Raw genomic sequence first — 14,641 nt, 5'->3', positions numbered from 1 at the left:
GCTGCTACTTCCGCCCCAGCGACTGGAACCGCTGCAGCACCCGGCCCGGGACGAGACGGGCCGTCGCGGCGATCGCCTTGTACTGCGGTGACGGCACCGAGCGCGCCCTGCCCTTGTCGTAGTCGTCGAGCGCGTCGCGCACGAGCCGGTCCACGTCGAGCCAGAGGAAGCCCGGCGCGGAGCCGCGCCCCACGCCCATCCGCTCGTGGAACTCGGTCCTGGTGAAGCCCGGCAGCAGCGCCATCACCCTCACGCCGGCGGGGCGGTACTCGTGGTGGGCCCACTCGGAGAAGCTGTTGACCCAGGCCTTGGCGGCGGCGTACGTCCCGCGGGGGAGGTAGGAGGCCACGCTGGAGACGTTGATGATGCCGCCGCGCCCGCGGGTCGTCATCGAGCGGAGCGCTGCGTGGGAGAGCCGCAGCACGGCGACGACGAGGACGTCGAGCATGGCGTTCTCCTCGTCGATCGTGTTGGTGAGGAAGCGGTGCTTCAGCCCGAAGCCGGCGTTGTTGACCAGCAGGTCGACCGGACGGGAGTCGTCGGCGAGCCGCTGCTCGACGCGGGCGAGCTCGGCCCGGTCGGCGAGATCGGACGGCAGGACCTCCGCCCGGACGTCGTACGACGAGCGGAGCTCCTCGGCCACCGACTCGAGCCGCTTCTCGTCGCGGGCGACCAGGACCAGGTCGTAGCCGCGCTCGGCGAGCTGCCGGGCGAAGGCGAGGCCGATGCCGGCGGTCGCGCCGGTGACCAGGGCGGTGGGGCGGCCGTCGGCCGCGGTGTCGTCGGTGGGGGAGGGCTGCTGCGACATGCGACCGAGTGTGGCACCACCTTCCCAGGTACCCGCGGTAGGTCGGGCATGATGGGCCTCGATGACCACCACGCTCGCGGTCGCCAACCAGAAGGGCGGCGTCGCCAAGACCACGTCCGTCGCGTCCATCGGCGCGGCGATCGCCGAGCTCGGTCATTCGGTGCTGCTCGTCGACCTCGACCCCCAGGCGTGCCTGACGTTCTCCCTCGGGATCGACCCCGAGGACCTCGAGGTCTCCGTCCACCAGGTGCTCACCAAGGGGGTCGACCCCGAGGACGTCATCCTCGAGACCGACGAGGGCGTCGACCTGCTGCCCGCCACCATCGAGCTCGCGCGTGCGGAGGCCGACCTGCTGACCCGCACGGGGCGCGAGCACGCCGTGAAGTCGTCGCTGGAGATGCTCCAGGAGTCCGGCGACGGCTACGACTGGATCCTGCTCGACTGCCCGCCGTCGCTCGGCGTGCTGACGGTCGCGGCGCTGACGGCCGCCGACGGCGTACTCGTCCCGCTACAGTGCGAGACGCTCTCCCACCGCGGTGTCGGGCAGCTGCTCGACACCGTCCACGACGTACGCCGGTTCACCAACCGCGGGCTGGAGGTGTGGGGTGTCCTGCCGACGCTGTACGACGGCCGGACCAACCACTCCCGCACCGTGCTCGAGACCATCTCGGACACCTACGACCTCGAGGTGGTGGAGCCGCCGATCCCGAAGACGATCAAGTTCGCGGAGGCGCCCGCCGCCGGCCGTTCGATCCTGGCCACGTCCCGGTCCAGCAAGGGGGCCAAGGCCTACCGCGAGGTGGCGGCCAACCTCGTGGAGCGCGCGGCGCGGCCCAAGCAGAGGTCGGGCCAGAAGCGGGTGAAGTCGAGCCGGTGAGCAAGCATCGCGCCGACGTGAAGCCCCGCTGGGGGCGGATCGGGCTGACGGGCCTGGCCGGGCTGGTCGTCCTCGTGGCGCTGTTGGGCGCCGTCGGCGTCATCCACCGCAGCCCGGAGGACCCCTCAGCGTACGACCCGGCCTCGAACGTCGCGGCCGACCCCGCGCCGGCACCCACGGCCGAGCCGTCGTCGAGCCCGACGCCGACGTACGCCGACAGCGACGACTCCGCCGCGACTCCGACCGACACCACGGAGTCCACCCCGACCGAGCCGACCCGCCGGCAGGACCGGTCGGCACAGGCGGACCCGGGCGACACCGACACGGCCCTGCCGGCCGACTCGGGCTACGGCCGGCGGGCGGTCTTCTCGCTCAGCCGTCAGCGGGTGTGGATCGTCGACGACGGCAACCACGTCCAGCGCACCTACCCGGTGTCGGGCAGCGTCACCGACAACCTCCAGCCGGGCACCTACTCGGTCTACTCGCGCTCCGAGAACGCGGTCGGCATCGACGACTCCGGGACGATGAAGTGGTTCGTACGCTTCGCCCACGGCGTCAACGCGGCCATCGGCTTCCACGACATCCCGGTCAAGGACGGCCTGCCGCTGCAGACCGTGGCGCAGCTCGGCACGCCACAGTCGCACGGCTGCATCCGCCAGAAGGAGGCGGACGCGAAGGCGATGTGGGACTTCGCCCAGCTGGGCACGACGGTGGTCGTCACCGCCTGACCGCCTGGTCGGGGTCAGGCGTCGGCGCTCACCGGGGCGGACTCGCCGGACCCACCGGAGCGGCGGCGACGGCGGCGGTTGCGGGAGGGCTTCTTCTCGCCCTCGGTCGCGGTGCCGCCCTCGGCGGGCTGCTCGGCGGGGGTCGCGGACCCGCTGGCCTCGGCGACGACCTGGCCGCCGCGGGAGCGGGTGCGCGTACGGGGGCGGCTGCTCTTGCGAGCCGGCCGGTCGCCGGATCCCTCGCCCCGGTCGGGCCGGCCGGAGCGCTCCGAGCGCTGCGACTCGGCGGGGCGGGCGGCCTTGATGCGGCCCTTCGTGCCCTTCGGGATGCCCATGTCGTGGAAGAAGTGCTCCGAGGAGGAGTAGGTCTCCGGCGGGTCGTCGAAGGGCAGGTCGAGCGCCTTGTTGATCATCTTCCACTTGTGGAGGTCGGCCCAGTCGACCAGCGTGACCGCGACGCCGGAGGCGCCGGCCCGGCCGGTGCGGCCGATGCGGTGGACGTAGGTCTTCTCGTCGTCCGGCGTCGTGTAGTTGACGACGTGGGAGACGCTGGTCACGTCGATGCCACGGGCAGCGACGTCGGTGGCGACGAGGACCTGCACCTTGCCCTCGCGGAAGCGGCTCATCACCTTCTCGCGGGCGACCTGCTGCATGTCACCGTGGAGCGGCGCGGCGTTGAAGCCGCGGTCCGCGAGGTCGTCGGCGACCCGCTGGGCCTGCCGCTTGGTGCGCGCAAACACGATGACCTTGTCGACGTCCTCGGCCTGCAGCAGCCGACCGATCATCTCCGGCTTGTCGAGGTCGTGGGCCTGGTAGACGAACTGCGCGGTGGCCGGCACGGTCGCGTTCTCGTACGACGACTCGGCCCGGATGTTCATCGGGTGGCGCATGTAGGTGCGCGCCATCGCCACGATCGGGCCGGGCATGGTCGCCGAGAACAGCATCGTCTGCCGCGTCTCCGGGGTGAGCCGGAGCAGCTTCTCCACGTCGGGCAGGAAGCCGAGGTCGAGCATCTCGTCGGCCTCGTCGAGCACGAGCGCGTGCACGTGGGAGAGGTCGAGCGCCCGGCGGTTGGCCAGATCGATGAGGCGGCCCGGCGTGCCGACGACGATGTCGACGCCCGACTCGAGGGTGTCGAGCTGGGTGTCGTAGCCGACCCCGCCGTACACCGTCAGCACGCGCAGCCCGCGCAGCGAGCCGGCCAGCTCGACGTCGGCGGAGACCTGCAGCGCGAGCTCGCGCGTCGGCGCCACGATGAGCGCCTGCGGCTTGCCCTGCGGCAGCTCGGAGTAGTCGGGGTCCTTCGGGGCCACGCTGCGCTGCACGACGGGGATACCGAAGGCGAGCGTCTTACCGGTGCCGGTGCGGGCCTGGCCGATCAGGTCGGTGCCCATGAGGGCGATGGAGAGGGTCATCTCCTGGATGGCGAAGGGGGTGGTGATCCCCTTGGACTCCAGGGCGTCGCAGATCTCGGGGAGGACCCCGAGCTCACGGAAGGTGGGCCCAGTGTTGGACATAGTTTCGCTTTCCTCGTGCGGCGAGCTGCTCACTACGGGAAAGGAAGCGCCACGCCGCGCACATACGGTCGTGCCCTGGCGGCGGCTTCGTCGCACAGCCGCTCGGGCGGAATCTTCGAGACCGAGTCTATCGGTAGGGTGCTCCCGTGGTTGCATCGCAGGGACCTGACGCCGCCGTGCCCCCGTCGTCCGAGCCGTCCTCGGCCTCCTTCGAGGATCCCGTCTACCGCGCCGCGGTCATCGATCTGCTCGGCGCGGTGGGGTACGGCGAGATCTCGGCGTTCGAGCGGCTCAGCGCCGACGGCCGGATGGCGCCGACGCTCCCGGACAAGGTGGCGCTGCACGGCATGGCGAGCGCGCAGTACGCCAAGGTGCCGCCCCTGGTGGCCCGGCTGAAGGAGCTCGGCGTCGACCCGTACGCCGCCATGGAGCCCTTCCGCGAGGCGTTCGACGTCTTCCACGCCCACACCGCGCCGTCGGACTGGTGGGAGTCCCTGGTGAAGGCGTACGTCGGTGACGGGCTCGCCAACGACTTCTACCGCGAGATCGCGGCCTACCTCGACGGCGACACCAAGGGCCTCGTCCTCGACACCCTCGAGGACACCGGGCGCAGCGAGTTCGCCGTCGAGCGGATCCGGGCCGGCATCGAGGCCGACCCGAAGATCGCCGGCCGGCTCGCGCTGTGGGGGCGACGGCTGATGGGGGAGGCGTTCACCCAGGCCCAGCACGTCGCCGCCGAGCGCGACGCCCTCTCCGACCTGCTCGCCGGCGGCCACATCGACGGTCTCGACCTCACCACCGTCGCCGACATGTTCACCCGGATCACCCACCGCCACGTCGAGCGGATGGGTCGCCTGGGCCTCGCCCACTGAGCGTGCGATCCAGGACCGGCGCCGAGACGGTTGCCGCCGGGACGGTGACACGGGGCCCCGGGGTGGATAGCGTGCGGAAGGTTCAGTCTCGTCAGCCGCTCCTGCGGCGCGATCTTCTCGTGGGAGACCCCGATGCTCCGAAAACTTGCGGCCTCGGCCGCGCTCGTCCTCGCCCTGCCGCTCGCCGGAGGCGCCATGTCCGTCGCGGCTGAGGCGGCCCCGGCGCCGGCGTACGACACCCATGTCACCTACCACCAGTGGAAGGGGACCCCCGGCTTCAAGCACGGCACGTCCGACGGCACCGTGGTCGACCACGGCGCCCTGCGGATCGCCCGCCCCGTCGGCACGCTCGACTACACCGACCCGTTCGGCGACGGCTCCGCGGTGACCTACGACTACGCCACCTGGCTCTCGCCGACTGTGAGCACCGCCTTCGGCCTCACCGAGCTGGTCTCGTCGTGGAACGCCACCACCCCGGCCGGCACCTGGATCCAGGTGGAGGTCAGCGGTACGACGGAGACCGGCGCGCAGACCAAGTGGTATGTCCTCGGCCGCTGGGCGTCCTACGACGAGGGGTTCCACCGCACCTCCGTCGACGGCCAGAAGGACGACGACGGCACGGTCTACACCGACACGTTCGCCACCCGCAACGACCACACCCTGGAGGACTACCGGCTCCGGCTGACGCTCTACCGCAAGGCCGGGACCACCGCGACCCCGAAGGTCACGATGCTCGGCGCGATGGCCTCCGCGGTGCCCGACGACACGCCGACCGACACCCCGCTCGGCGGCGCCGAGGGGATCGTGCTCGACGTGCCGACGTACTCCCAGGAGATCCACAAGGGCCAGTACCCGCAGTACGACAACGGCGGCGAGGCGTGGTGCAGCCCCACCTCGACGGCGATGGTCCTCGACTACTGGGGCGCCGGGCCGACGCCGGAGGAGACCTCCTGGGTCGACCCGTCGTACGCCGACCCGCAGGTCGACCACGCGGCGCGGTCGGTCTTCGACTACACCTACGACGGCGCCGGCAACTGGCCGTTCAACGCGGCGTACGCCGGCAGCCGCGGGCTCGAGGGGTTCGTGACCCGGCTGCGCTCGCTCACCGAGGCCGAGCAGTTCATCAAGAAGGGGATCCCGCTCGTCACCTCCCTCTCGTTCGAGAAGGGCGAGCTCGACGGGGCCGGCTACGGCACGAACGGCCACCTGATGGTGCTCGTCGGCTTCGACGCCGACGGCAACCCGGTGATGAACGACCCCGCCTCCCACCTCATCGCGAGCGACGACCAGGTGCGGGTCACCTACGACCGCGCGCAGTTCGAGCAGGCCTGGTCGCACTCGGGCCGGATCGTCTACGTCATCCACCCGGCGAGCGTGAAGCTCCCGAAGCCGCCCAAGGGCGAGGCCAACTGGTGAGCTGACGGCTCATCGAGCGTACGACGACAGCGGCCCCCGTCCGGATCGGACGGGGGCCGCTGTCGATGTCGGGTCCTGCCTCTCAGGACCGCTTGTCGCGGCCTGTGACGAACGAGGCCCCCATGACCGCGAGGGCCGCGACCACGATCTGCCAGATGTGCCTCCACCAGTCGATGCCCTTGGTGGTGTTGTCCCAGCCATAGCCGGACCGGCCCTCCACGTTGGACGCGGTGCCGAAGATGGCGTAGTAGATCAGGCTGCCCACGATCATGCCGATGATGCCGCAGACGATGGTGAGCCAGAACGGGATGTTGTCGCGGTTCCCCGGAGCGAAGAACTTCCCGAGGGACCCGATGATCACGCCCCCGATGATGGTGACGATGATCGTCCACAAGATGTCCATGGCGCTTCCCTTTCAGGTGGTCCGAGGGAAAGGCCTCGACCCCTCCCGATCCTGATCATGCACCTGTGGGGACGAAATATCACGGACCTCGTGGCGCGGCACCGTCACGCCGAACCGAACAGACTGACGAGTAACCTCGACGTCGTCGCCTGTGACGGATGGTGCAGGGGTGATCGGAGCGGGCCGCGTGCCCGCGGCGTACGCCCCGGTCAGCCGTGGAAGCCGACCTGGCCGATCGTGCGCGGGCCGATCTCGACGTAGGTGATCTTCTCGGCCGGGACGACGATCTTGCGGCCCTTCTGGTCCGCGAGCGTGAACAGGGTCGAGCCGCTGATCGCCTCGGCAACCAGCTTCTCGACCGACTCGGCGGTCTCGTCGGTCTCGACGACCAGCTCGCGGGTGGCGTACTGCACGCCGATCTTGACCTCCACGGGTCCTCCTCTTTCAGGCAGATTGATGATCAGTGCTCGTCGGCCGGGGTCATTCGGCTCGGGGGTAGCCCCGGATGCCCCGCCAGGCGAGCCCGGCGACGAGCGCGGCGGCGTCGGCCTGCGACAGGTCGCCGTCCTCCTCGAGCCAGAACCGCGAGCTGACCTGGGCCATTCCGACGAGGGAGACGGCCAGCAGCCGCGAGGCCGGGTCGGGCAGGCCGGTGTCCTCGCGGATGACCTCCGCGATCATGTCGGCGCACTCGCTGGTGACCCGGTCGATCTGCTCGCTCACCGCCGGCTCGCTGGTCAGGTCGGACTCGAAGACCAGCCGGAAGGCCCCCGACTCGCTCGCGACGTAGTCGTAGAACGCCTCGACCGTGCGGGCCACCCGCTCCTTGTTGTCGTCCGTGGAGGACAGCGCGGCGCGGCACTTGTCGATGATCTGGTCGCAGGAGTTGGCCAGCAGCGCGAGGTAGAGCTCCAGCTTGCCGGGGAAGTGCTGGTAGAGCACGGGCTTCGAGACGCCGGCGCGCTCGGCGATGTCGTCCATCGCCGCCGCGTGGTAGCCCTGGGCCACGAAGACCTCCAGGGCTGAGTCCAGAAGCTGCGCACGACGCTCCACGCGGGGCATGCGCGCGCCGCGGGGGCGGGCGGTGTCGACGTCGTACTGGTCGGTGCTCACGGGGTCACATTACTGTGAGGTCACGACCTTCCGGATCGCGGGACGCGTTCAAGGGTCCCGGAGGGCGAGGGAACAATGGAGCCGTGGCCCCGCGTTCGTACGGGAGTCACCTTGAGCCAGACCCGAGGAGCAGTTGTGTCCCTTCCACCGCTCGTGGAGCCCGCTGACGAGCTCAGCATCGACGAGGTACGCCGCTACAGCCGGCACCTGATCATCCCCGACGTGGGCATGGCCGGGCAGAAGCGGCTGAAGAACGCGAAGGTGCTGGTCATCGGCGCCGGCGGTCTCGGCAGTCCCGCCCTGCTCTACCTGGCCGCGGCCGGGGTCGGCACGATCGGGATCGTGGAGTTCGACGAGGTCGACGAGTCGAACCTCCAGCGCCAGATCATCCACGGCCAGTCCGACATCGGCCGCCCGAAGGCGGAGTCGGCCCGTGACGCGATCAAGGAGACCAACCCGTACGTCGAGGTCGTGCTGCACAACGAGCGGCTCGACAACGACAACGTGGAGCGGATCTTCACCGGCTACGACCTGATCGTGGACGGCACCGACAACTTCGCGACCCGCTACATGGTCAACGACGCGGCGTACTTCCTCGGGATCCCCTATGTCTGGGGCTCGATCTACCGCTTCGACGGCCAGGCGTCGGTCTTCGCGGCCGGACTGCGCAACTCCGACAACGAGGAGCTGAAGGCGGCCGCCGCCGACGCGCCGTGCTACCGCTGCCTCTACCCGGAGCCGCCCCCGCCGGGCATGGTGCCCTCCTGCGCCGAGGGCGGCGTGCTGGGCGTGCTGTGCGCCTCGATCGGCTCGATCCAGGTCACCGAGGCGATCAAGCTGCTCACCGGCATCGGCGAGCCGCTGGTCGGCCAGCTGACCATCTACGACGCCCTCGAGATGGAGTACCGCAAGCTGAAGGTCCGCAAGGACCCCAACTGCGCGCTGTGCGGCGACAACCCGACGGTGACCTCGCTGATCGACTACGACGACTTCTGCGGCGCCGTGTCGGTCGAGGCCGCCGACGCCGCAGCCGGTGCGACGATCTCGGTCGTCCAGCTCGAGCACATGCTCAAGGAGCGCGAGGAGGGCAGCCGCGAGTTCGTCCTCGTGGACGTGCGCGAGCCCAACGAGTTCGAGATCAACAAGATCCCCGGCTCGGTGCTGATCCCTAAGGGCGAGTTCCTCAACGGCAACGCCTTCGACCAGCTCGGCGACCTCACCGGCAACGGCTCGAAGCAGCTCGTCCTGCACTGCAAGAGCGGCGTCCGCTCCGCCGAGGCGCTCGCGATCGCGAAGGGCGCGGGCTACTCCGACGCCGTCCACGTCGGCGGCGGCGTCGTCGCCTGGGTCAACCAGATCGACCCGTCCCAGCCGTCGTACTGATCCGGCGTACGCACGAGCGAACCGCCCGTCCGGCATAACGCCGGGCGGGCGGTCGTCGTTGAGCCCTCTGTCCTCCTCCCGAGACGAAGGGCCCAGCAATGAAGCTCCCCACCTCCGTGCGTGTCTCCGCCGTCGCGTTTGCCGCAGCGCTCCTGGCTGCCCTCACGCTCACCGCACAGCCCGCGTCGGCATGGGCGCCCGCCGACACCGCCAAGATCCACCCGGGCGTGATGATGTACACCGCCGGGGCGCAGTGCACGGCGAACTTCGTCTTCAAGGACTCCGCCGGCAACGTCTACGTCGGGTACGCCGCCCACTGCGCGGGCACCGGCTCCTCGACCGACACCGACGGCTGCACGACCAAGTCGCTCCCGCTCGGCACCGCGGTGACGTTCAACGAGGGCGGCAGCGTGCTCGACGAGGGCACGGTCGTCGGCCGCGGCACGCTGGCGTACTCCTCCTGGCTCGCCATGCAGAAGGCCGGCACGACCAACGCCAACACCTGCGCCTACAACGACCTGGCGCTGGTGAAGGTCGCCAAGGCCGACAAGGGCAAGGTCAACCCGTCCGTGCCGTTCTGGGGTGGCCCCACCGGCATCGACACCAACGGCACCGCGACCGGCGACCGGGTCTACACCTACGGCAACTCCAGCCTCCGGGCCGGTGTCTCCGCGCTCTCGCCGCACACCGGTGTCAGCCTCGGTGACGACGCGGCCGACGGCGGCTGGTCGCACCCGCTCTACACCGTGACCCCGGGCATCCCCGGCGACTCCGGCTCCGGCTTCATGAGCGCCGACGGGAAGGCGATCGGCGTGCTCTCCACTCTCGGCCTCGCACCGCTCCCGGCGTCCAACAACATCGGCGACCTGAGCAAGGAGCTGGCTTGGGCCAAGACCCACTCCGGCATCAAGGGGCTCTCGCTCGTCAAGGGCACGAAGGCGTTCAGCCCGGTCCTCTGAGCGCGCTCGTCCGACGAGGCGTCGCCGGGCGGCGGTAGGTTGCCCGCGTGGCCCGTCACAGCGAGGAGTACGTCGAGGCCGTGCTCGCCATCGTGGAGCGGATCCCCCGCGGGCGGGTGACGACGTACGGCGCCATCGCCGACGCGCTCCTCGACGACCACGGCGGCGGGCCGCGCCTCGTCGGGAACGTGATGGCGACCCACGGCGGCCCGGTGCCGTGGTGGCGGGTCGTCCGCGCCGACGGCTCGCTCCCGCCGTCCCACCAGGGCGAGGCCCGGCGGGCCTACCTCGAGGAGGGCACGCCGCTACGGCCGTCGGGCTCGGTGGACCTGCGCGCCGCGCTGTGGCTTCCGGCGTCGGATCGACCGCTGCCGAGACTGCACGGACGCGTGGACTAGGCGGTCCCCAGCCAGCGGTACTCGTGCTCGGGCCGCCCGGTGGTGCCATAGCGCATCCGCAGCTCGACCCGGCCCGCGCGGGCGAGGTCGGAGAGGTAGCGCTGTGCGGTCGCCCGCGAGATCCCGACCGCGTCGGCGACGCCGACTGCGGTCAGGGCCGTCGCCGACTCGCGCAGGGCGGCCATGACCGCCTCGGTCGTGACGGACGAGCGGCCCTTCGGCAGGGGAGCGGTGGGGGCGTCGCCCTCGTGCAGGACCGCCAGCGAGCGGTCGACCGCCTCCTGGTCGAGCGTCCCGGCGCCGCCGAGCTGTCCCCAGAACCGGCCGAAGGCGGAGAGCCGGTCGGCGAGGACGGGGAAGCCGAACGGCTTGAGGATGACGTTGAGGGCGCCCCGGGCGACGGCGCGGCGGACGGAGAGGCCGTCGCTGTCTGCGGTGATGACCATGACGGCGGCGTCGAGGTCGCGCAGGATCGAGGTGCCGCGGCGGTCGGGGAGGTACTCGTCGAGCAGCACCAGGTCCGGGCGCAGCTCCGCCGCCGAGGCGAGCGCGTCCGCGGCGGAGTGGGCCAGCCCGAGCACCTCGAACCCGGGCACCCTCTCGACCATCGCGGCGTGCAGCCGGGCGACCCTGAAGTCGTCGTCGACGACGAGTACGCCGATCACGACGGCACCTCCCCGGTGGGGACGGCGCCGACGGGGGGCCGGACGACGCCGGCCATCCGGGCCTCGAAGACCGCGCCGCCGGCATCGGCCCCGGTGCCACCGGCGTCGAGCAGCCTGATGTCGCCGCCGTGGATCCGGGCGGTGTGGAGCGCCAGCGACAGGCCGATGCCGTGCTCGGAGGCGGCCACCTCGCGCGTCGTCACGCCGTGGCCGAAGACCGCGTCGACGAGGTCGGGCCGGATCCCGTCGCCGCTGTCGGCGACGTGCATGACGAGGTCGCCGCCGTCGCACAGCAGCGTCACCTCGACGGTCGCCGGCCGGCGTACGCCGGTGGCCGCGGCACGGATCGCGTTGTCGAGCAGGTTGGCCAGCACCGTGACGACGTCGAGAGGGGCCGTCAGCGTCCCGCCGACGTACGACGTCGGGCTGATCTCGAGGCGTACGCCAGCCTCGGAGGCGACCGCCGACTTCGCGGCGAGCAGGCCGGCGAGATAGGGATCCTCGACGCCCGGAACCCAGGTGGCGGCGTACTGGAGCTCCTCGAGGTAGTCCTTGGCGCGGTCGACCCGGCCGAGGTGGAGCATCCCGCCGAGCGCGTGCAGCCGGTTGCGGTGCTCGTGGGCCTGGGCCCGCAGCGCATCGGTGAGGGCCCTGGTCGCCTCGAGCTCCCTGGCCGCCTCGTCGAGGTCGGAGCGGTCGCGCAGCGTCAGCACGCTGCCGAGGTTGCGGCCGTCGCGCTCGACCTCGAGGCGGTGGGCGACGACCACGTGGTCGCCCAGGACGAGGGCGGAGCCCGCGGGCGCCGCCTCCTGCTCCAGCAGCGTGCGTACGACGGCCGGGATGCCCGCCTCCTCCGGGGTCTGCCCGCGCCGCGGGCGTACGCCGAGGAGCCGGGCGGCCTCGTCGTTGACGACGGTGACCCGTCCGCCGGCGTCCACGGCGAGGACACCGTCGCGCACCCCGCCGAGGACGGCGGCGTGCTCGCGCAGCAGGTCGGCCATCTCCTCCGGCTGGAGCCCGAGGGTGGAGCGCCGCAGCCGCCGGCCGAGCGTGAACGCGCCGGCGACGCCGACCGCCAGGGCGCCCAGGGCGATGAGGCCGAGCACCATCACGAGGGTCCAGGTGCGGGCGTTGACCGCGCCCATCGAGATCCCGACGCTCACCTCGCCCACGACCCGGCCGTCGGCGGCGCGGAGCGGGACCTTGCCGCGCGCGGAGAGGCCGAGCGTCCCGCGCTCCACGACGACCACCTCGTGCCCGGCCAGCGCTCGGTCGGGGCTGGTGCTCACGCGCCTGCCGATGTTGTCCGGGTTGCTGTGGCTGAACCGGACGCCGCGGTCGTCGGTCACCACGACGTACAGCGCCCCGGTGGCGCGGCGGACGGCCTCCGCGGCGCGCTGCACCGGCCCGTCCGGCGAGGGACGGCCATCCGTCACCTCGGCGGCGAGCCCCGGCTGCTGGGCGACGCTGCGGGCGATCGCGAGGGCGCGCTGCTCGTACTGCTGCTGCAGGTCGCGGTGGACCAGCTCGGCTGCGCCGCCGAGCAGGAGCAGCACCACGGCCAGCAGCAGCGCGACGAGGAGGGCGATCCCCTGGGTGCTGAGCGCCCACCGGCGGCCGTGTGACGTCCGTAACACGATCCGAAGTCTAGGTGCGCGGACGCGACGAGCAGAACGCGCAGAACGCCACTTGCGCGACGAACGAGTCGATCGATCACAAGACTGTGGCGGTCGTCACATAAGAGCCTAGCGTCGCCGCCCATGACCAGCCCAAGCACCGGTCCAGCGTCCGCCACGGGCGGCGCGGACCTCGCCATCAGCCTGCGGGAGGCGACCAAGCGGTTCGCCACCAAGAGCGGCACGCCCTTCACCGCCATCCGCGACGTCACGCTCGACGTCGCCAAGGGCGAGTTCGTCACCGTCGTCGGCCCGACCGGCTGCGGGAAGTCCACGACGCTCTCGCTCGTGTCCGGCCTCGAGCCGGCGACCCTCGGCACCGTGACCGTGGACGGCACGCCGGTGTCGGGCATCCCGGACGGCGTCGGCTACATGTTCCAGACCGACGCGATCCTCCCGTGGAAGACGGTGCTCGACAACGTCGCCCTGGGGCTCCGCTACCGCAAGGTGCCGGGGAAGGAGGCCGAGCGCCGTGCCCGCGACTGGATCGACCGGGTCGGCCTGGGCGGGTTCGAGGACCGCTACCCGCACCAGCTCTCCGGCGGCATGCGCAAGCGCGTCGCCATGGCCCAGACCCTCATCACCGAGCCGACCGTCCTGCTGCTCGACGAGCCGTTCGGGGCGCTCGACGTCCAGACCCGCGAGCTGATGCAGGACGAGCTGCTCCGGCTCTGGTCCGGCTCCGGCGCCGCGGTCGTCTTCGTCACCCACGACCTCACCGAGGCGATCGCCCTCGCCGACCGGGTCGTGGTGATGACGGCCGGCCCGGCGACCGTCAAGGACGTCGTACCCATCGACCTGCCTCGTCCGCGGAAGGTCGAGGAGATCCGCCTGACCGACGACTTCACCGCGCTCTACCGCCGCGTGTGGGACAGCCTCCGCGAGGAAGTCGAGATCACCCGAGCCCGAGGAGCCGGCAATGTCGCTTGAGCACGCCACCCCGACCCCCGCCCCGACCGTCACCGATCCCGCCGACACCGGCACCGCCGGCAAGCGGCCGTCCGGCCCCGTCGCGTTCCTGCGCGGCCGGACCGGTCACTCCCTCCTCGCCGTCAACGCCGTCCGGCTCCTGATCGTGATCGTCTGGCTGGGCTCCTGGGAGCTCGCTGCCCGGACGATCATGGACCCCTTCTACTACTCCATGCCGAGCGACATCTGGGACAAGCTCGTCACCTGGTTCACCGACGGGACGTCGCAGGGCTCGATCTGGTCCAACATCGCCGTCACGCTCGAGGAGGCGGTGTACGGCTTCGTGCTCGGCACCGTGCTCGGCATCGTCCTCGGCGTCCTGCTCGGGCGGGCGCGCTTCCTGGCCGAGGTGCTGGCGCCGTTCATCAAGGGCGCCAACGCCATCCCGCGCATCGTGCTCGCCTCGCTGTTCGTGATCTGGTTCGGCCTCGGCATGAGCTCGAAGGTGGCGACGGCTCTCGTGCTCGTCTTCTTCGCGGTCTTCTTCAACGCCTTCCAGGGGGCCCGCGAGGTCGACAAGACCCTGATCGACAACGCGCGCATCCTCGGGGCCGGACGTTGGGCGCTGCTGCGGACGATCGTCCTGCCGAGCGCCACGTCCTGGATCCTCGCGAGCATGCACGTCGCCTTCGGGTTCGCGCTGATCGGCGCGGTCGTCGGCGAGTTCACCGGCGCCGACCGCGGCATGGGTCTCCTCATCGCCCACGCGCAGGGCAACTTCGATGCCGCCGGGGTGTACGCCGGGATGTTGGTCATCACCGTCGTCGCCCTGGCCGCGGAGTGGCTCATCACCCGCCTCGAGCGGCGCCTCACCTCCTGGCGACCCCAGACGACGGCCGCGGCAGCCGGCGCCTGAG

Annotated in this window: 16 protein-coding genes; 9 read left to right on the top strand and 7 right to left on the bottom strand. The window is 71.4% G+C overall.

The genetic code is table 11. The features are described from left to right. Positions 1 to 4: 4 nt before the first annotated feature. A complete protein-coding gene (locus ABLE53_RS15955) occupies positions 5 to 808 on the bottom strand; it encodes an SDR family NAD(P)-dependent oxidoreductase (protein WP_348860007.1) in 804 nt (267 codons plus the stop codon). 61 nt (positions 809 to 869) lie between these two features. On the opposite strand from ABLE53_RS15955, the gene ABLE53_RS15950 reads away from it, so the two are divergent. After that, entirely contained in the window at positions 870 to 1,685 is an 816-nt protein-coding gene (locus ABLE53_RS15950) for a ParA family protein (protein ID WP_348860006.1), read from the top strand. After that, positions 1,682 to 2,413 (top strand): L,D-transpeptidase, encoded by a 732-nt coding sequence (locus tag ABLE53_RS15945; protein ID WP_348860005.1) that lies wholly within the window; start codon positions 1,682 to 1,684, stop codon positions 2,411 to 2,413. The genes ABLE53_RS15950 and ABLE53_RS15945 overlap by 4 nt, the downstream gene beginning before the upstream one ends. Before the next feature lie 14 nt (positions 2,414 to 2,427). Here ABLE53_RS15945 and ABLE53_RS15940 read toward each other — a convergent pair whose 3' ends face one another. Beyond that, positions 2,428 to 3,930 carry a DEAD/DEAH box helicase gene (locus ABLE53_RS15940; protein WP_348860004.1) on the bottom strand — a complete coding sequence of 501 codons (1,503 nt, stop codon included), beginning with the start codon at positions 3,928 to 3,930 and terminating at the stop codon, positions 2,428 to 2,430. Positions 3,931 to 4,076: 146 nt separating this feature from the next. Here ABLE53_RS15940 and ABLE53_RS15935 point away from each other — a divergent pair, with 146 nt between their 5' ends. Both ABLE53_RS15935 and ABLE53_RS15930 read left to right on the top strand, forming a co-directional pair. Then, on the top strand, positions 4,077 to 4,802 hold the full coding sequence (locus ABLE53_RS15935; protein WP_348860003.1) for a ferritin-like fold-containing protein: 726 nt from the start codon (positions 4,077 to 4,079) through the stop codon (positions 4,800 to 4,802). 132 nt (positions 4,803 to 4,934) lie between these two features. Continuing rightward, positions 4,935 to 6,218, top strand: coding sequence for a peptidase C39 family protein (locus ABLE53_RS15930; protein ID WP_348860001.1), 1,284 nt, complete (start codon positions 4,935 to 4,937; stop codon positions 6,216 to 6,218). Between the two features lie 82 nt (positions 6,219 to 6,300). On the opposite strand, the gene ABLE53_RS15925 is transcribed toward ABLE53_RS15930, so the two are convergent. The 3 genes from ABLE53_RS15925 to ABLE53_RS15915 form a co-directional block, all read right to left on the bottom strand. Then, positions 6,301 to 6,621, bottom strand: coding sequence for a hypothetical protein (locus tag ABLE53_RS15925; RefSeq protein WP_348860000.1), 321 nt, complete (start codon positions 6,619 to 6,621; stop codon positions 6,301 to 6,303). 209 nt (positions 6,622 to 6,830) lie between these two features. Continuing rightward, positions 6,831 to 7,052, bottom strand: a complete 222-nt coding sequence (locus tag ABLE53_RS15920; protein ID WP_348859999.1) for a DUF3107 domain-containing protein — start codon at positions 7,050 to 7,052, stop codon at positions 6,831 to 6,833. A gap of 49 nt (positions 7,053 to 7,101) precedes the next feature. Next, positions 7,102 to 7,683: a TetR/AcrR family transcriptional regulator gene (locus ABLE53_RS15915; RefSeq protein ID WP_425474890.1), complete on the bottom strand. Its 582-nt coding sequence runs from the start codon at positions 7,681 to 7,683 to the stop codon at positions 7,102 to 7,104. Positions 7,684 to 7,869: 186 nt separating this feature from the next. Here ABLE53_RS15915 and moeZ point away from each other — a divergent pair, with 186 nt between their 5' ends. From moeZ to ABLE53_RS15900, 3 genes are all read left to right on the top strand, one after another. Beyond that, positions 7,870 to 9,117 (top strand): adenylyltransferase/sulfurtransferase MoeZ, encoded by a 1,248-nt coding sequence (gene moeZ / locus ABLE53_RS15910; RefSeq protein ID WP_348859997.1) that lies wholly within the window; start codon positions 7,870 to 7,872, stop codon positions 9,115 to 9,117. Positions 9,118 to 9,215: 98 nt separating this feature from the next. Next, positions 9,216 to 10,076, top strand: coding sequence for a S1 family serine peptidase (locus ABLE53_RS15905; RefSeq protein ID WP_348859996.1), 861 nt, complete (start codon positions 9,216 to 9,218; stop codon positions 10,074 to 10,076). A 47-nt stretch (positions 10,077 to 10,123) separates the two neighbouring features. Further along, entirely contained in the window at positions 10,124 to 10,474 is a 351-nt protein-coding gene (locus ABLE53_RS15900) for an MGMT family protein (protein WP_348859995.1), read from the top strand. On the opposite strand, the gene ABLE53_RS15895 is transcribed toward ABLE53_RS15900, so the two are convergent. After that, positions 10,471 to 11,139: a response regulator gene (locus ABLE53_RS15895; RefSeq protein ID WP_348859994.1), complete on the bottom strand. Its 669-nt coding sequence runs from the start codon at positions 11,137 to 11,139 to the stop codon at positions 10,471 to 10,473. The two genes, ABLE53_RS15900 and ABLE53_RS15895, sit on opposite strands and share 4 nt — an antisense overlap. After that, positions 11,136 to 12,776 (bottom strand): sensor histidine kinase, encoded by a 1,641-nt coding sequence (locus ABLE53_RS15890; protein WP_348859992.1) that lies wholly within the window; start codon positions 12,774 to 12,776, stop codon positions 11,136 to 11,138. Before ABLE53_RS15890 ends, ABLE53_RS15895 begins: the two co-directional genes overlap by 4 nt. A gap of 123 nt (positions 12,777 to 12,899) precedes the next feature. Between ABLE53_RS15890 and ABLE53_RS15885 the strand changes: the two genes are divergently transcribed. Further along, complete coding sequence (locus ABLE53_RS15885) at positions 12,900 to 13,745, top strand: ABC transporter ATP-binding protein (protein WP_348859991.1); 846 nt, start codon at positions 12,900 to 12,902, stop codon at positions 13,743 to 13,745. After that, complete coding sequence (locus ABLE53_RS15880; protein ID WP_348859990.1) at positions 13,735 to 14,640, top strand: ABC transporter permease; 906 nt, start codon at positions 13,735 to 13,737, stop codon at positions 14,638 to 14,640. The genes ABLE53_RS15885 and ABLE53_RS15880 overlap by 11 nt, the downstream gene beginning before the upstream one ends. The last annotated feature ends 1 nt before the right edge of the window (position 14,641 follow it).

Source organism: Nocardioides asiaticus, from assembly GCF_040049175.1.
In the GTDB taxonomy this organism is placed as follows: Bacteria; Actinomycetota; Actinomycetes; order Propionibacteriales; family Nocardioidaceae; genus Nocardioides; species Nocardioides cheoyonin.
This window is presented reverse-complemented; position numbering and strand designations above follow the sequence as displayed.